The 16,947-nt window shown below is 39.5% G+C and carries 14 protein-coding genes; 4 read left to right on the forward strand and 10 right to left on the reverse strand.

Annotated features, from left to right (window positions below; all coding sequences use genetic code 11):
• Complete coding sequence (locus ACMX3D_RS20235; RefSeq protein ID WP_482747634.1) at positions 1 to 318, reverse strand: hypothetical protein; 318 nt, start codon at positions 316 to 318, stop codon at positions 1 to 3.
• A gap of 450 nt (positions 319 to 768) precedes the next feature.
• Between ACMX3D_RS20235 and ACMX3D_RS20240 the strand changes: the two genes are divergently transcribed.
• Positions 769 to 1,443, forward strand: coding sequence for a sugar transferase (locus tag ACMX3D_RS20240; RefSeq protein ID WP_482747635.1), 675 nt, complete (start codon positions 769 to 771; stop codon positions 1,441 to 1,443).
• Positions 1,444 to 1,555: 112 nt separating this feature from the next.
• On the opposite strand, the gene ACMX3D_RS20245 is transcribed toward ACMX3D_RS20240, so the two are convergent.
• From ACMX3D_RS20245 to fraI, 4 genes are all read right to left on the reverse strand, one after another.
• On the reverse strand, positions 1,556 to 2,188 hold the full coding sequence (locus ACMX3D_RS20245; protein WP_482747636.1) for a HupE/UreJ family protein: 633 nt from the start codon (positions 2,186 to 2,188) through the stop codon (positions 1,556 to 1,558).
• A gap of 159 nt (positions 2,189 to 2,347) precedes the next feature.
• The gene (locus ACMX3D_RS20250; protein WP_482747637.1) at positions 2,348 to 3,628 is read right to left on the reverse strand and encodes a sensor histidine kinase; all 1,281 of its coding nucleotides are present in this window, start codon (positions 3,626 to 3,628) and stop codon (positions 2,348 to 2,350) included.
• A gap of 79 nt (positions 3,629 to 3,707) precedes the next feature.
• Positions 3,708 to 5,459: an ABC transporter ATP-binding protein gene (locus ACMX3D_RS20255; RefSeq protein ID WP_482747638.1), complete on the reverse strand. Its 1,752-nt coding sequence runs from the start codon at positions 5,457 to 5,459 to the stop codon at positions 3,708 to 3,710.
• Between the two features lie 212 nt (positions 5,460 to 5,671).
• Complete coding sequence (gene fraI, locus ACMX3D_RS20260) at positions 5,672 to 6,337, reverse strand: septal nanopore formation protein FraI (RefSeq protein ID WP_482747639.1); 666 nt, start codon at positions 6,335 to 6,337, stop codon at positions 5,672 to 5,674.
• 379 nt (positions 6,338 to 6,716) lie between these two features.
• Here fraI and galE point away from each other — a divergent pair, with 379 nt between their 5' ends.
• Complete coding sequence (galE, locus tag ACMX3D_RS20265; protein WP_482747640.1) at positions 6,717 to 7,715, forward strand: UDP-glucose 4-epimerase GalE; 999 nt, start codon at positions 6,717 to 6,719, stop codon at positions 7,713 to 7,715.
• Between the two features lie 131 nt (positions 7,716 to 7,846).
• On the opposite strand, the gene ACMX3D_RS20270 is transcribed toward galE, so the two are convergent.
• On the reverse strand, positions 7,847 to 8,449 hold the full coding sequence (locus ACMX3D_RS20270) for a hypothetical protein (RefSeq protein ID WP_482747641.1): 603 nt from the start codon (positions 8,447 to 8,449) through the stop codon (positions 7,847 to 7,849).
• A gap of 47 nt (positions 8,450 to 8,496) precedes the next feature.
• Entirely contained in the window at positions 8,497 to 9,702 is a 1,206-nt protein-coding gene (locus ACMX3D_RS20275) for an urease accessory protein UreH domain-containing protein (protein ID WP_482747642.1), read from the reverse strand.
• A 195-nt stretch (positions 9,703 to 9,897) separates the two neighbouring features.
• Between ACMX3D_RS20275 and ACMX3D_RS20280 the strand changes: the two genes are divergently transcribed.
• Entirely contained in the window at positions 9,898 to 10,932 is a 1,035-nt protein-coding gene (locus tag ACMX3D_RS20280; RefSeq protein ID WP_482747643.1) for a M20/M25/M40 family metallo-hydrolase, read from the forward strand.
• A 195-nt stretch (positions 10,933 to 11,127) separates the two neighbouring features.
• On the opposite strand, the gene ACMX3D_RS20285 is transcribed toward ACMX3D_RS20280, so the two are convergent.
• Positions 11,128 to 12,774 carry a sensor histidine kinase gene (locus tag ACMX3D_RS20285; protein ID WP_482747644.1) on the reverse strand — a complete coding sequence of 549 codons (1,647 nt, stop codon included), beginning with the start codon at positions 12,772 to 12,774 and terminating at the stop codon, positions 11,128 to 11,130.
• A 91-nt stretch (positions 12,775 to 12,865) separates the two neighbouring features.
• The gene (locus ACMX3D_RS20290) at positions 12,866 to 13,297 is read right to left on the reverse strand and encodes a hypothetical protein (protein ID WP_482747645.1); all 432 of its coding nucleotides are present in this window, start codon (positions 13,295 to 13,297) and stop codon (positions 12,866 to 12,868) included.
• Positions 13,298 to 13,459: 162 nt separating this feature from the next.
• On the opposite strand from ACMX3D_RS20290, the gene ACMX3D_RS20295 reads away from it, so the two are divergent.
• Positions 13,460 to 15,109, forward strand: coding sequence for an alpha/beta hydrolase (locus ACMX3D_RS20295; protein ID WP_482747646.1), 1,650 nt, complete (start codon positions 13,460 to 13,462; stop codon positions 15,107 to 15,109).
• 423 nt (positions 15,110 to 15,532) lie between these two features.
• On the opposite strand, the gene ACMX3D_RS20300 is transcribed toward ACMX3D_RS20295, so the two are convergent.
• Positions 15,533 to 16,720, reverse strand: coding sequence for an AbrB family transcriptional regulator (locus ACMX3D_RS20300; RefSeq protein ID WP_482747647.1), 1,188 nt, complete (start codon positions 16,718 to 16,720; stop codon positions 15,533 to 15,535).
• Between the last annotated feature and the right edge of the window lie 227 nt (positions 16,721 to 16,947).

Below are 16,947 nucleotides of genomic sequence, written 5' to 3' on the forward strand. Positions count from 1 at the left end.
CTATTGAGTTTTGGCTTCTCCCGTGTCTAATTTTTGAATCAAGGATGTTAGCTTGTCTAAGGTCTGTGTAAGTTGAGCGAGTTTCTGCACAGTATAATCCTGAGATTGAGCTAAGTTTTGCAGGGCATCACACAAGGCAAGAATTTGATGGCCCTGCTGCTGCAACTGCTTTCCTTGTGCCTCAACTTGCATACTGAGATGATCTAATCTTTCGGCAAGACTTTCAATGGTCTCAGTAGTAGTAAGTACTGCTTCCCCAATTTGTTCAACAATAGATTCTAAGCGACTAACTTTAACTTCGACTCCACCTGAAATCATATCTCTATCACCCCATCATAAAAATACTAGTTCCTCTAGCTTTAGTGTCATTTTTTACTCATGCTGATGTACATAGCCCGTAACATCTGCTCAGTTATACAAGAGGTGCCATCTGAAGTTAGTCTGAACACATCATTTATTGAGATGTGCTGCCCTTACTACTTAAAAATTTTTCTGTGATACTTCAGTTTAGCTATAAAGTTCAACTAATTAATTAGTAACTGTTTTTAATATTTGGCATAGTTTTATACATATTATTTATGCTTAAGCATCCTCCAAAAGGTAGATTAAAAAAATTACGTAAATTTTACAAATTTTCATTTATTTAGGAATATTGATGAAGATTACGTAAATATACCGTAAAAAAGTCCTTTTGAGCAGAATGCAATGTTTATATTCAGGAATAAATTTAAGTAAAATTGCCCTGGTTCATATACATTTAGCTGGATAATGTACCAAACACAATTGCAAAGCGTTTGTCAAGGTGCTACTGAGAAAGCTTGGAATTTAAAGACACCGCACTCTTCCGTAGATTCTAAATTCAAACGTTGTTTAGATATTTTGGGAAGTTTGGTGGGTTTAACAATTTTGGCTATTGTGTTTATACCGATAGCGATCGCTATCAAACTCGATAGTCCAGGCCCGATTTTCTTTACTCAGGAACGTTATGGACTTCAAGGACGAACTTTTAAGCTTCGTAAATTCCGCTCTATGGTGAACGATGCTGATAAACTCAAATCTCTCGTCCAAAATGAAGCTCAAGGACTAATCTTTAAAAACAAAAATGACTTCCGAGTCACGAAAGTAGGGCGTTTTTTACGTAGTACCAGCTTAGACGAATTGCCACAATTTTGGAATGTGCTTGTAGGTGAAATGAGCTTAGTAGGAACACGTCCACCTACTGCTGATGAAGTAGCCAAGTACAATCAACGCCATTGGCAACGTCTTAATGTCAAACCAGGTTTAACTGGTGAATGGCAAGTTCATGGTCGTTCTCAAATCAAAGATTTTGAACAAATCGTTGATTTAGACTTGCGCTACCAAGAAAGATGGCATCCATTGTATGATTTGTTTTTGATTACCAAAACTTTCTACGTCATCTTTGGCAAAGTTGGGGCATTTTAAGTTATTAGTTTAGCCTCAGTTCGGGTTAAGAAGATTTTGCTGCTATTGATACGAAGGGATAGGAGTTTCATACAACGATAGAATCATGGTTTCAGCTTATCCCGAACTCTCGTTAGTTTATCCAGTTTGTCAAAGACACAATACCAAGAGCGCAAATAGCAAAGCCCGCTAAGCTTATTTTTCTCGGCCAATTACCTAGGAACTCTGCTTGATTAACTTTTGTAGCAATTTGGTTGGTACTCATCACCACTGCATACTGTGTCAAAACAGCACCAAAAATATACATTACTGAAGGCATTGTTCCTGCCCCAATAATCGAATCACTATTAAAATAACCTTGAAACAAACCAGCGATCGCCGTTAGCAATAACAGTATTAACAAGTGAGGCTGCTTTGCCATAACTAAAACTATACCAACAGCAATACTAACAATAGCGATCGCTATTTCTGTGAATGGTAAATTTATCTGAGATAGATGAATTAGCGTTCCGACAATGTTAGCGAATATCAGTACAATCGCTATCCATCTACCGCGTAAATTCCCAGCAGCAAGTAAACCAATTGCCAAGATACAAACTAAATTATCTAACGCCAGTACCGGATCTGCAATTCCCCACAACAAGCCGTCCCAGGAGTTAGAAATTTCGTGCAAAGATGGTAATGCAGTCCATGAACTCAGCAAGCTAATGATACCTAAAGTAGCAATCGCACCAATATGATGCTGGAGTAACTTATCTTTAGACATAATATTATACCAAATTAATTTTTCGGTACTTTATACTGCCCAAGTACTAAAAAAAACTAACGCGATCGCTATGTTATTTTTTATGACTTCATCGAGCATTTTACCCAAGATCTTGACGGTTAGCGGTTAACAGTCACCAACCCTATAAAGTGATGCTGATTACTCAACTAGCTTCATGCGCAATGGAAGCCGAATGTTCAACTCTGTACCTTGAACTGGTGCAGATATGCAATTGATTTGACCACCGTATTTCTCTAAGATTTGATAACTAACTAACATCCCGATATTTTTTCCTGAAGCTATAGCTTCAGTGGTCAAAGGTAATTCAAATATTTTTTGCTTTTCCTCTTCTGTTATTCCACAGCCGTTATCAGCAATCCGAATTAATACTTGATGACTATCTACAATTTCAGTTGTAATTTTAATTTGAGGATTATCAGGTATTTTTTTTACAAAATTATGACTGTTAACTATTGATTTTTTTAAATTATCAATCATATTTATCAGGATATTCATTAAAACTTGATTAATCTGTTTTGGATAACACTCAATTTTTGGTAAATTGCCATATTCTTTAATAACTTGAATATCTGGAACATTACCCGTAATTTTTAAGCGATTTTGCAAAAGTAACAAAGTACTATCAATCCCTTCGTGAATGTCTACTGCTTTTAGTTCAGCTTCATCTAGTCGAGAGAAATTTCGTAGTGATGACACTAGTTTACTGATACGTTCTGCTCCGATTTTCATAGAAGACAATATTTTGGGTAAATCTTCTTGAATAAAATCGAGATCTACTTTATCTGTCACCGCTTGAATTTCTGGTGATGGATGAGGATAGTGATTTTGATAAATAGCAATTAAAGCTAGTAAATTTTCAGTGTAGTCTTCAATGAGAGAAGTATTACCATAAATGAAATTAATTGGATTGTTAATTTCATGGGCAATCCCTGCAACTAGTTGCCCTAAAGCAGAAATTTTTTCAGTTTGAATGAGTTGTGCTTGGGTATTTGCCAGTTCTTGAAAGGCAAGTTTTAGTTGACTGTGTGCTGCTTCTAGGACTGCTGGACTTGGTAAAGCTAATGCTTGGGGAATTATGGGCAATAAAACAATGGTTGTGTAAACAGATATGAAAGCCGTAAAAGCTTTGACAGAACCAGATAGCCAGTACGTAGGATGCCAAAGTGTCCAAATTTCCAGGACATGGGTTGTACCACAGGAAATAATAAAGATTCCGAATAATACAAGTACTGATTTAAAAGGTAAATCCTGACGCTTGCGAACAAAGTAAACAAGAGCAATAGGGATAGAATAATACGCTAAAGCTGTTAGCGCATCTGATAGGATATGTAGCCATACCAAACTTGGCTGCCAAAGGTAGCAATGTCCGTGGGGAATAAATGAGCCATCAGCAAAAAATCCTTGAATAAATTGCCACATAGGGAACGAATATGTTTTTGTCTGTAATAAACGACAAATTATACTCGCTACCTAAAAAATCGTCTTCAGTAAAAAAACACTAACGCAGCAATTCTTCGACTTGATGTTGACTCCACAATGTTCTGTAAAGGCCTTCTTGTTGAACAAGTTCGATATGATTGCCGGTTTGGACAATTTTGCCTTTATCCATAACTAAAATTCTATCTGCTGCTGCTGCTGCTGATAATTGATGCGTGATAAAAATTACAGTTTTGCGGTCAGTGCCACTAGAAAGATTTTTGAGAATTTTTGTGGCTGTTTGATTATCAACACTAGATAAAGCATCATCCAGAATTAAGACTGGCGCATCAACTAGCATAGCTCTAGCTAAAGCTGTACGTTGCCTTTGTCCGCCAGAAAGGGTAATACCACGTTCACCCACAATAGTTTCATATTGTTGGGGAAAATTGGTAATTTCGGAATGAATCTGAGCCGTTTTCGCTACAGATTCTACATATTCTTGCTCTGTAACTGGATCACCGTAGCGGATATTATTTTTGATTGTAGTGCTGAACAAAAAACTATCTTGAGGAACATAAGCGATCGCACTACGCAAATCTGCTAATACAATTTTGGTAATATCTACCCCATCTAAAAACAGTTGTCCAGGCGCAATATCTAACAACCTTGGTAAGGCATTTGCCAAAGTTGATTTACCCGAACCAATTGCTCCAACAATGGCTACTGTCTCTCCTGGGGCAATTGTAAAATTGACATTATCTAAAGCAGGTATCGCCATTTCTGGGTATGTAAAGCTGAAGTTTTTGGCTGTAATTTCTCCCTTAACTTCAGCCAATGGTAAATGTACAGTATCAGCTGTATCTTGAATTTTGGGTGTAACGCTGAAAATTGATTCCAGGCGATCAATACTCACTTCACCGCGTTGATAAGTAGTGATTGTAAAGCCTAACAAAGCAGTGGGAAAAACTAGACGTTCTACATAAATTAGCAATGCTAAAAAGTCACCAACTGCTAAAGTTCCGCCAGAAATGCGGTTTGTTCCTAGCCAAATAATGATTAAAGAACTGATGTTAGCTAAACCGCCAATCATCGGAAACAATATATTACGGCTTTTTGCTAATTGCAGATTAGCTTTTAGTAGCTGTTGATTTTTTTTGGCAAAAGCTTGACGCTCGTTTTCTTCCTGAGCGTAAATCTTAATTAAGGCAATACCGCTAATGTCTTCTTGAATCAGTTCACTGATATCAGAGAGTTTTTCCTGTACTGTGGCTTGTTGTTTGCGTAGGCGATCGCTAAACAAATGCACCAACAAGAACATGAAAGGATACACTCCTAAAGAATACAGCGTTAGGTCTGCACTAATCGTCAGCATCACAGGCAGTGTCAACGTGTAGGCAAAAAAAGTATTAGCTAAACTTAGCACCGCAAAACCTAACAATCGTCGGATATTTTCGACATCGCTGGTAGCGCGATTAATCAAATCTCCGGCAGTATTCGTAGCAAAATAAGCAGGTTCTAACTTCAGTAAATGTTCAAAAATCCGTTGTTTTAGGTCAAATTCTACCTGTCGCCCTACGCCAAACAGCCAGATCCGCGAAGCCATGCGGATTAACCACATAGCTGAACTCAACAAAATGATGATCACTACATAATGTATGAGTTGATTCCAGCTAAATTGGGTGGAAAGTTTATCAACACAGCCACGAATTAACCAAGGAATATAAACGCCCAAGCCATTAACAGACAACAAAGCAAAAATGCCCAATGTTGCCTCTAACCAATGAGGACGCAGGTAAGCACCGAGTTTAGCTAGTCGTCGAGATTTTGCCATTACAGCAATTTTGCAACTCCATCATCCTAAAACAAACGGATCGTAGGTTTATATTTTATCTACAAAGAATTCAGGAGTGTGTAATCAGAATTCAGTAGAGAAAAGGGTTTACCTAATTATCTTCAGAATTCAGAATTCAGAATTCTTGTTTTTAAATAAGGCCAGCCACTAGGGCGTAGCGTTGCGGCCTTGTTAATTTTACTTTTTTAACCCTAGGACTGGCGACCACGCAAGAAAAAGTAAACTTGGTTAAGGTAACTTTCCCAGACTTGGGTGGTAAGTTGTAGTGTTTCAGCACTGGGTACAAAGTCCTCCAGTCGCAAACCGCGTTCTCGAATTTGCTGAGGATTTTGTAACAAGTAAGGCGGGACTTTGAGATCTAAGGAGTTGAAAGCAATCGCACTTGGCCCTAGCTGACTATCTACATCGCTAGTCATAGTTGTTGGGGCTAACGCTACAAGTACTTCTGATCCAGTTGTTCCAGCTGACGCTAGATTAGGATTAACAACTGTGGCGATTGGTGTTCTCACCAAAAAATAAGCGATCGCAGGTGTACTAGACAACAGCAAAATTGTCAGCGCCCAACCTATCAAATATCCTCCTGGTTTGACTATCCCACCATCCTTGATTTTTTGGGCGGCAAAAATCATCAATAATACTGATGCTCCCAAAGGCTTGAGTGGAAATGATATAACCCTCCACAAAGATGCTACAGCTGGTTCATTGGGGTTAATGAACGACAAAGCTAAGACAACCAAAACGATTACTAAAACTACTCGTCCAGCAAAAGTTCCTTGAGGATAAAACCTCTGGAACAAAGAATATACGATAGTGCCAACAAGCAGCCACAACAGTACGCGGCTTAACAATATGAACATAGATTAACTCTTAAATTTTCTAGTGCAATCAGCCTAGGTTTGGAGCAAGATTTGTATTTGACCGTCAAATTGTAATCGGACTTTTACTTGACTGCAAATATTACCAGCCTCACACCTAAAGACTACCGTCGTAGTGATTTTAGAGCAATTTTTTGACACTGCGTCTATTATTTATAATTTTCCAGGTGAGTCACAAAATTAGGGGTGTAGGGGTATGAACTATGAAGAGGTGTGGGGTGTAGGGGTTTAGGGGAAATATAACCCTGTGTTGACTTGCTTTTATCTTAGTTTTACGCTTATTTTTTTCTTACACCCTTACACCCCTACATCCTTATACCCATAATTAATTGAGGAATTGTCAACTCAGAGGGGAAAAACTATGTCGCCTGAAAAGCCCAGCATTTTAGTCACGGGGGGAGCAGGATATATCGGTTCCCATACTGTACTTGCTCTCAAGCAAGCAGGTTATGACGTGGTGATACTTGATAACCTAGTTTACGGTCATCGAGAGTTGGTAGAAAAGGTTTTAAAAGTAGAACTGGTAGTAGGTGATACTAATGATCGCCCTTTATTAGACGATTTATTTCAGACTCGTAAGTTTGCCGCAGTGATGCATTTTTCTGCTTACGCCTACGTAGGCGAATCGGTAACTGACCCGGCGAAATACTACCGCAATAATGTTGTTGGGACGCTGACTTTATTAGAAGCAATGCTGGCTGCGTCGATTAACAAGTTCGTCTTTTCTTCCACCTGCGCCACTTACGGAGTCCCAGAAGTTATTCCAATTCCCGAAAACCATCCCCAAGACCCAATTAATCCTTATGGGGCTAGTAAGCTGATGGTAGAGCGCATTCTCTCTGATTTTGATGTTGCTTATAATTTAAAATCAGTTCGATTCCGTTATTTTAATGCGGCTGGTGCTAATCCTGATGGCTTACTAGGTGAAGACCACAACCCAGAAACTCATTTAATTCCTTTGATATTGCAGACAGCTTTGGGTAAGCGAGAGTTTATTTCAATTTTTGGCACAGATTACCCTACACCTGATGGTACTTGTATTCGTGATTATATTCACGTTAATGATTTAGCCAATGCCCATGTCTTAGGATTGGAATATTTATTAAAGGGTGGCGATAGCGAAGTATTTAATTTAGGTAATGGAAATGGTTTCTCTGTGCGAGAAGTGATTGCTGCGGCTGAGTCAGTGACGGGATTATCTATTCCAATTAAAGAATGCGATCGCCGTCCTGGTGATCCACCTGTTTTAATTGGTAGTAGCGAAAAAGCTAGAAAAATTTTAGGTTGGCGATCGCAATATCCATCTATCCACGATATTGTGAGTCATGCTTGGCAGTGGCATCAAAAGCGACACAAATAGAAGTGCTGAGTGCTGAGTTGAAAGTGCTGAGTTACAAGATCACTTACTTTCTTTCTGAACATTTACTGGGTTAGAAAGTATTTATTAGTCTTCATTTTACTCAGCACTCAGCACTCAGCACTTAGCTATAACTAACTTCTTCTTGTTTTTTGAAAGACTATAAAACAAATGCCCAGCAATGCTAAACCTGGAATTGCGATCGCCCACAATGGGAAAGTGCTAGTATTTTCCTCAGCTATTTCACTATTGACATTTTGCGTATTTTTTGCATTAGCAGCACCAGCAGCCACAGTAACTTCAAACTTAAGTTCAAAAGGGTTGAAACTTGCTCCTTTGGCTGGTTTACCATTGAGCTGTAATTCATAAAGTCCAGGTTTAGGAAAGGTAATTTCCGCTCCGGGAATACCTTGGAAGCGTTCGGCGGCTACTGGTTGTAAAGATGGTTCCAGTAGGGCTGGTTCTCCAGGAGTGTGAGGTTCGGCATAAACTGCCAACTGACAATTACATTGGGCGAGAGGAATTGTTTGTCCACCTTTACGGGTAAGGGCAAACCAAACTTGTGCAGGTTCGCCAGCACGCGGATTATCATTGGGTTCAAGATGTAAAGTTGCGCCGACATCTGCGGATACTTGCACTTTATGGGCTAAAACAGGGTGAACACTAGTGATTGCGATCGCTAAACAAAACAGTAATAATACGTGCTTAACAGTATTTCGTTTTTGGTAAAATTTCATTCTCACCCTGCACTTCTGTTCTTCTGCTGACCTCAACAGATAACTCCTTAATTCAACCGTTTTACCCAACGCAACAGTAATACACCAAAGGTGGCAATTCCTAGCAGCACTGTTGCTAACTTATTCCCCCAAGTTGATTCTAGAGAACCCAGGTAATGGGAACCAATCAACACCGCATGAAAGGTACTCAAAAGTAAAGCAGGCACACTTAAAAGATGAATTTGTCGCCAACGCTTACCCCAAGATTTCTGCAATGATTCCCAACTAGTTAAAGCAGCGGGGGTCATTAATATCAATGCTACAGCACCCGCAGCCATCCCCCAGCGAAATTCTGCTGGAAAAAACCAAAAAGCGGCAAAATTCCATTGCAGAGAATGTTCAATCATGTGGGTGGTGTGAACTACAGATAACACAAAAGCTCCCACGCCCAAAGCCCGGCGGTAACGCATAGGTGCAGCCCACCAATTACTAATCGGGCGGGCAATCAGCGCTAACATCAAGCAGCACAAGGCAGCGTGTCCGGTGTAGTCTACCATTGTGTCACCAGTCCGCAATAAAGTAATTGCGCCAATGACAAGTGTTACCCAACCGCCTAAGCGAAATAATTGACTGCGCCGATCTTTACTAATTAAAGAAGTGGAAATACCAACTCCCAGCATTGTAGGTAAAGTTCCCAAACCAAAAGCCAACATTGTCGCCGCACCCATCCAGAGGTTGCTGGTTTCTGCGGCTTTAATTTGGGCTGCATACAAGAAACCACAAGGCATTAAACCCCAAGTCATCCCTAAAAATATGGGTGTCCACCATTTGGTTTGTAAGGAAAGCTTGACCATGCCTGCACTCAGGCGATCGTGTAAATTACTTTTTAATAAAGGGTGTAATAAAGGAATATTTGGTAACCAGTTTGGTTTAATTTGTCCTAACCCAAACCAAATCAGCATAACTCCTGTAACAATTGCCATGAAGCGACGAAATTCACTGCCAATACCTGCTAGTTGCCCACCTTGAAACAATACTGAACCTAAAGCCCCGATACCAGCCCCAACCAAGGCATAACTTAGCATTCTGCCTAAATTCAGCAAAAAGTGAAATATTAATTGCTGTTGCCAAGTGGATGACTTTTCCGTGACAGATTTTTGTCCTGGATTCTTACCCGACAGCGAAAACGCTACTGTCAATGGGCCGCACATACCGAAGCAATGCCCAAAACTGCCTAGAAACCCTAGGATTGCAATTAGCAAGAAATCTAACATATTCCCAGGAAGCAAAAGGCAGGATTACGCATATAAAGCAGAGAAGACAAGGTAGGTCAGGAAAGTCACAAATGATGAAATGACACAGAACTTTCCCAATATGGAACAATAGGTGAAATTTGTGCCTCTGTCAAAAGACAAGTCGTCAAACTTTGTGTTTGCGTTACTCTAGGTCTGGAAAGCAGGGTTGAATGTATGAAAAAACGGATTTGGCTAGTGCTGTTGACGTTGGTGGTAGTAGTAATAGTTGGCAGTAAGAGTGATGCGTTTAATAGTTTTTTTTCACACCGTTCTTCACCAACAATTGTTGAGAGAGTAACAACAGAAAACGCTCAACCACAGCCACAGCCGCAAATTCAGGAAATTACGCCACAAGTTTCTGCTGAGAATTTACTTGCCCATATTCAAAAGTTGAATTTTCAACGTTATACAACAGCTGAGCGATCGCGTACTCGTACATATATCACAACCCAATTAAAAAAGTACGGCTGGAAACCACAGCTAGAAAAATTTGCTGAGGGCGTGAATATCTTTGCTGAACGTTTAGGTACTGACAAAACCGCAGGTGCAATTCTGGTCGGCGCACATTATGATACTGTAGCTGTCTCTCCTGGTGCTGATGATAATGGTAGTGGGGTAGCTGTAATGCTGGAGATTGCACGGCTACTTGGTTCCCCACCTACACCACGAACTTTGCAGTTGGCTTTTTTTGATAAAGAAGAAGCGGGACTTTTAGGTAGTAAGGCTTTTGTCGCCAAAGCAAAACGTTTGCGCAATTTGAGCGGTGTCATTGTGATGGATATGGTTGGTTATGCTTGCTACACAGATGGCTGTCAAAAATATCCACCAGGTTTACCGATTACACCACCTAGCGATAAAGGTGATTTTTTAGCCGTTGTGGGTGATACAGAACATTTACCGTTGCTAAGTGCCTTTCAAAACTCTCAGCCAGCTAATTTACCAGCAGTTATCACAGTACCAATTCCTTTAAAAGGGTTACTGACACCTGATACTCTCCGCAGTGATCATGCAGCTTTTTGGTATCAAGGAGTAGGTGCTGTTTTGGTGACAGATACTGCTAATCTTCGTACTCCTCACTACCATGAGTCTAGTGATCAACCTAATACTATTGAGCGATCGTTTTTTGCAGGTACAGCACAGATTGTTGTAAATACTACCACTGCCTTGTTAGAGAAAACTGAGAGCTTAGCCACTCAACCTTCTTCGTAATCCTCAGTAGGTTGGAAAAAAATTTGTCCACTTTATACCATTTTGGATTTTGAATTGTGAAAGGGTTTTTTGGTAGGCTTTTCAGTACTCCATCTGTCACAATTATTTTTCAAATTGGTATTACCTATGTACTCACAACCAAAAATCACAAATCTTTCTCCTAAACCTCTATTCCCAACTCTCAACTTCCTATTTTCAATTTAGTACTGATTTGAATTGATACACTGGGATTTCAATAACAAATTTAGTACCTTTTTTTAGGGTGGAATCACACCAGATTTTGCCGTGATGTTTTTCGGTAACTATTTGGTAGCTGATGGATAAGCCCAAGCCTGTACCTTTACCAATTGGTTTAGTAGTAAAGAAGGGATCAAACATGCGCGATCGCACTGTTTCAGGTATACCCGAACCATTATCGGCAATTATAATCTGCACCTGATGATCAGCCGTCACCTGAGTTGAAATCCAAATTTTACTGGCTATGGTCTGTTGTCGAGCTGATTCCTCTAGATCATCAATAGCATTTGTCAGTAAGTTCATAAATACCTGATTGAGTTGTCCAGGATAGCATTCAACCAACGGCAATTGACCATAGTTTTTCAGGACTTCAATTTCTGGATACTCTGGTGTTGCTTTGAGGCGATGTTGCAAAATGAGCAATGTATTATCAATACCTTCATGAAGATCAACAGCTTTGAATTCAGATTCATCCAAGCGAGAAAAGTTACGAAGAGATAAAACAATTTGCCGAATCCGTTCAGTGCCTATTTTCATGGATTGTAGTAGCTTACTCAGGTCTTCACGTAGAAATTCAAGTTCCACCTCATCTAAAATTGCCTGAAGCGTTGCAGGTGAATTGGGATAGTGTGCCTGATAGGACTGTACCAATTTCAGTAAATCTTGGGTGTAAGTATTAATATAAGTAATGTTGCCATGAATAAAGTTCACAGGGTTGTTAATTTCGTGAGCAACTCCCGCCACCAGTTGACCCAGACTCGACATCTTTTCAGTTTGAACTAGTTGTAGTTGAGTATTGTGAAGCTGAATTAAAGCTTGCTGAAGTTCACTTGAATGTTGGTCTTTTTCCTTCAGCAGTGTCTTCACACGTTCAATGAGATTATTGAATGCAGTCGCGAGAATACCTGTTTCATCCTTGGTGTTCACATCAGCTTGCAGATCAAAGTTAGACTCTTGGGTAACTTGCTGCGCGACTTTAGTCACAGATTGTAGGGGTTTGGCAATACTGTTGGAAATTATCAATCCCAGAAACAATGCTAAAATCACACAGCCTAAACTAGTGACACCAATCACCACCATTGTTGGTCTAGCTTGAGCGATCGCCTCGTCATAAAGCGATGACCACTCTAAAATAACGGCACCGTCAACTTGATTTTGATAATTTTTCAGTGTAACGACAATTAATTTAATTCCTTGGGGATAATCGACGCTCTTTTCTAAAAAAGTTCTTGTTTTACCATCCTGCATTGTTAGCCGGATTTCATTACCTGTGTCGTGATCAAAAATACTGCCTACATTTTCCGGAACAGCATCTGCTAAAATTAGCTTCTGCCGATTGACCACCACAATGTCACGTTTTTGCAGAGCGTGTAGCAAATCTGTATAGTGTTGTAGTTCTTGTGAAAGTTCTAGAGAGATAGATTTTTTATTGTGATCAGTATTGTGAGTGATAGAAGTGGCAAGCACTTGGGCAACATGTTCAGCTTCGGAGATCGCTAAATTTTCTGCAATTTTTTGGCTTTGGGCGATCGCAACCGTACCAACTACACTCGTTAATAAGGAAACACCAACAAAGCTTCCAACGAGTTTATGAGAGATTTTCATAGTGATAAATCACCCAACCGCATCTACATAAAATTAGTGTTCCCATTTGCTCACTAATTTCTCAAATTTCACTTTAGTTTTCTGTCACCTGCTATGGCTGTGGGTAAGTCAGTATCCAGTTCTGTTTATCATTGAGTTGAAAATAAGAACCTTGAAAAATCAGCCGCAAAGCGATGCGAGTTCTCAGATAGTACCGAATTAAATGAGTGCCTGGTTCTGCAAAGATATCATCATAGTTTTGGCTGTAACCAAATGGCCTGGAACAATAGTTACCAGCACCAAGAACAGATAATACAAAAAATGGTGCTTCTTTATATTCATCGGGAACCATAAAAATACCATATACATGATGTTCGCCAAGCCACGGTTGTACTACAACTTGAGAGGCTTGTACTGGAAATTTTTTGCTGTTTGATTTCAAAAAAGCTTCTGAGTTGCATTGAGAGTCATCTACAGGCCACCACAGTGTAACAATCAACATCGAAAGCAACAGGATTAAAACATAGATGAATTGACGGCGCATACTGGCAGATTTTTTGTGTTAAAAGTCAACTAACATCATGAGTGATCTTGTAAATTACAGGCGTAAGAGCTTATCTTGCTGTTCCCTTACCGTAATCTCAAAATTCGTCAAATGCCAAAATATTCGTTATATTCCCGTCAGGAATCATTAACGAATATTTTTATGGGAATAAGTAGGAAAGCTTTAAATCTATTGGTAGGTTGCTTTTGTGCTTTCGCTTTTACTAAGTTTTTAGGTATAACTACTGCGGCAACAGCTGCTGATACAGTTGTTTTGCGTTATGGTTTGTTGGCGGAATCTGTTTCTTTAGCTGAGTTACAAAAGGCAGCAGAAATTGGAGATTTTCCGGGAGGTTTTGAGCTTTATGGTCGAAGATTATCTACACAACAGCGGCGCTTGCTAGTAAATACGCTGAAAATGCCACTTTCGTTGAATGTTGTGACTGTTAATCGGTTACTCAATACCCAGATTGGCACAACAATCCTCAATGATGTTTCCAAAGCTGTTGTGCGTAAGGATAAAGCTGGTGTACAAGCAATCAGAGCCGGATTAGTAATTGGCTCAACTGCGCCTCAAGGTCTTTCGCTACTTAGCTTTATTGCTGCTTATCCTAGCCAAAGTCTAGAAATTAATTTGCCACAAACTTTTAAACTGGCTGGTAATTTTAATACAGCATTTTGGCAGACTCAACAATTTATGTTAGCGATCGCTCCCCAACTTAACCAACAATCGCTACAAGTTTCTTTACCATTTGACCCCAGTCAATCAGGTACGGCTGAAGTCCAAGTCCTCAAAGTTAATTGGAATGACCAACAACGTAAACGTAATATTCCTGTTGATATCTACTGGTCAACGGCTGCAACTGCAAATAAACCAGTAATTGTCTATTCTCACGGTTTAGGTTCGGTGCGCACAGATTTACGATATCTCGCCGAACACTTAGCATCTCACGGTTATGTGTTTGTAGCTGTAGAACATCCTGGTAGTAACCAAACAAATGTTGATTCTGGTTTACAAGGCAAAAATAAACTCCTCAAGCCGCAGGAATTTTTAGACCGTCCCAAAGATATTAGTTTTGTTTTGGATGAACTCACCAAAATTAACCAAGCTGCTAATAACCCCTTAGCTGGAAAACTTGCAACTGATAATGTGATGATTGTTGGTTATTCTTTTGGTGGCGGTACAGCTTTGGCACTGGCTGGTGGTGAGTTACAATTCGATAAGCTAAAAGAACGTTGCAAGCAAAATTTGGCTGTGTTGAGTTTGGGAGAAGCTGCTCAGTGCGTTGCGCAAGAACTACCAAACAACAACTATCAACTACGAGATCCTCGGATTAAACAAGCGATCGCTCTTAACCCTACCAGTTCTTTGATGTTTGGCGACACTGGTTTAACTAAAGTGCAAGTTCCGACTATGATCTTGGCCTGTTCCGCAGATAAAACCACTCCGGCTTTGACTGAACAAATTGTCGGATTTCACAAAATTCCTGCGCCTAAATGGCTAGTTGGTATACTTGGTGGTACTCATTTAAGTGTGAAAGACCCAAGCACTACTTTAGATCAGGCAGGACAACCTAATACACCTTTTAGCGGTGGTGAAGTTGTTGGAGAACAAGCAGCAGATGTGCGCAAATTTGTAAAAGTTATAGTTTTGGCAATGGCTGCACAACTAACCCCAGAAGCTAAACAATATAGTGTCTTTTTGACTCCAAATTATGCTGTTGCTGCTTCGACACCTGCTTTTCCCTTCCGCCTGATAACAGAAATTCCTCCTGATGCGCTCAAAGTGGTGCAGGAATATGTAGAAAGGTAAAAGTAAAAATGTAAAAGGCAAAAAAAGAATTCGTATTTTATCAATGAGCCAGAAGATGATCTCTAACGAGATTGTATAAATTTTTCTTATTACTGATCTTTGGCTTTTTATGTCAATCTCTGTTGACTTATCGTAACAATTTAGTTACACTTATTTACATAAGTTAATAAATAAAAACAAATTACAAATACTGCTGCTAACACAAAAGGTATTGTCAGAGTTTGGTATCTTTTGCAGTTAGCAAAAAGCAACGGACTTCGGTATCGGTATCTCCCATCGACATTTGGACTTCTCCTAATCACCTCGGTTTTAACAACGGCCGAGGTTTTTTCTTTTCAGCATTGAAATTTAGGCTGTCAATAGTCAATAGTCAATGGTCAATAGTCTAAAAGAGCTTGATTTTTGACTGTTAACTTTCACAATTTACACTTCAGACTTCAACTGACTATCGAGGCGGCGAAATAAGAATAACCAAAGTGGTAAGGAACTGTTGATAGCGATGAGGCGGACTAAATGTCCTGTAGTAACAATTTCCACATTATGATCCAATGCGAGGGAAACTAAGATCATTTCTGCGGAACCGCCTGGTGCTGTTACTAACAGACAAGTTAACCAGTCCCAAGAAGTTAAGGACATAGCCAGCATAGCAGCGATCGCACCTGCAACGAGAGTCAAGGCTACAGAAATCAAAGCCCAACCGACAGTTCGTTTTCCAAAGGCGGGTTTTTCGCCCCAATACTCACCGATGGTAATTCCCAAAAGCATTTGACCAACTATATTAATCAATGGTTGTGGACTCAAATAAGCCTCATTAACAAAAGGCAGCCCATTTAGTAAAGAATTAAAAAATATACCCAGCAACAACGCCCCAAAAAAATCACCAGCGGGAATTTTAAACACAATAGCTAGGTAAACTATCAATCCAGTAATGAATAAAGCTATTAATAAAAGTCCAAGTTGCGAAGGTTCTAAACTGAGTAAAGCTTGTTTAACAGGAAGTGTTGACGAATTCCAATAACTACCAACCGTTGTTCTCGCAATAAAAGGAATCACTAATACTACACAAGTAACCCGAATTGCTTGCACTAAAGCAACCAAGGTAACGTTTTTATTGTAATCAGCAGCAATAGATGACATCACACCCACACCACCGGGAACTGTTGCCAGCATTGCTGTTAATAAGTTGGTTTTGCTGAATCGGGAATAAATATAGCCAATGCAGCTACCACAAAATAATAGAAAAAATGTCAGAACAACAAATATTGGAATTCCAGAAGCTAAATTGAGGAGGTCGCTATTGCTATTAGATAAACCAACAGTTAATCCTACAAGTCCCATCCCTACTTTTCTAGCAGTTCGGTTAGGCTTGGGAGTGTATTGGTAAAAAATTCGGCAAACTTGAAGTATGACTGTACCAGCAGCGATACCGCCAAATATCCAAGCAATACCGCCAATATGAAACTTTACCAACCCTAAACCCAGTGGTAATGCTAGTACCATTTCTAAAGCCAAAACTATTAGTTGCTGTATAATTAGCTGTGGTTTAGTAACAGAAATATTTTTGGTAAAAATTTCCTCGTGAGAGGGAGCAACACTAAAGATTTGATTCATTGATACAAGATTTTTAAAATTAAATTTGACTAAGCACTGAAATTAATGCGATCGCCAATGACTTACACTTTTTAAGTTCCATGTACAATGGCAATAATGCCACAATAATCTTAATAAAATTTAAACATAGCTTTCATCCTAATTGCCACATGAATATTTGGCTTTTAGGGCAGTAAATGGTAGGAAACAGATGTTTTCTACCATTTATTGTCTTTTTGGTGAATTTT

This window comes from Anabaena sp. TISTR 8404, from assembly GCF_056847745.1.

Coding starts and splice junctions, on each gene's coding strand:
- galE (WP_482747640.1), top strand. CDS start 6,717: ATGTCGCCTGAAAAGCCCAGCATTTTAGTCACGGGGGGAGCAGGATAT.
- ACMX3D_RS20270 (WP_482747641.1), bottom strand. CDS start 8,449: ATGAAATTTTACCAAAAACGAAATACTGTTAAGCACGTATTATTACTG.
- ACMX3D_RS20250 (WP_482747637.1), bottom strand. CDS start 3,628: ATGTGGCAATTTATTCAAGGATTTTTTGCTGATGGCTCATTTATTCCC.
- fraI (WP_482747639.1), bottom strand. CDS start 6,337: ATGTTCATATTGTTAAGCCGCGTACTGTTGTGGCTGCTTGTTGGCACT.
- ACMX3D_RS20290 (WP_482747645.1), bottom strand. CDS start 13,297: ATGCGCCGTCAATTCATCTATGTTTTAATCCTGTTGCTTTCGATGTTG.
- ACMX3D_RS20280 (WP_482747643.1), top strand. CDS start 9,898: ATGAAAAAACGGATTTGGCTAGTGCTGTTGACGTTGGTGGTAGTAGTA.
- ACMX3D_RS20235 (WP_482747634.1), bottom strand. CDS start 318: ATGATTTCAGGTGGAGTCGAAGTTAAAGTTAGTCGCTTAGAATCTATT.
- ACMX3D_RS20300 (WP_482747647.1), bottom strand. CDS start 16,720: ATGAATCAAATCTTTAGTGTTGCTCCCTCTCACGAGGAAATTTTTACC.
- ACMX3D_RS20275 (WP_482747642.1), bottom strand. CDS start 9,702: ATGTTAGATTTCTTGCTAATTGCAATCCTAGGGTTTCTAGGCAGTTTT.
- ACMX3D_RS20285 (WP_482747644.1), bottom strand. CDS start 12,774: ATGAAAATCTCTCATAAACTCGTTGGAAGCTTTGTTGGTGTTTCCTTA.
- ACMX3D_RS20255 (WP_482747638.1), bottom strand. CDS start 5,459: ATGGCAAAATCTCGACGACTAGCTAAACTCGGTGCTTACCTGCGTCCT.
- ACMX3D_RS20245 (WP_482747636.1), bottom strand. CDS start 2,188: ATGTCTAAAGATAAGTTACTCCAGCATCATATTGGTGCGATTGCTACT.
- ACMX3D_RS20295 (WP_482747646.1), top strand. CDS start 13,460: ATGGGAATAAGTAGGAAAGCTTTAAATCTATTGGTAGGTTGCTTTTGT.
- ACMX3D_RS20240 (WP_482747635.1), top strand. CDS start 769: ATGTACCAAACACAATTGCAAAGCGTTTGTCAAGGTGCTACTGAGAAA.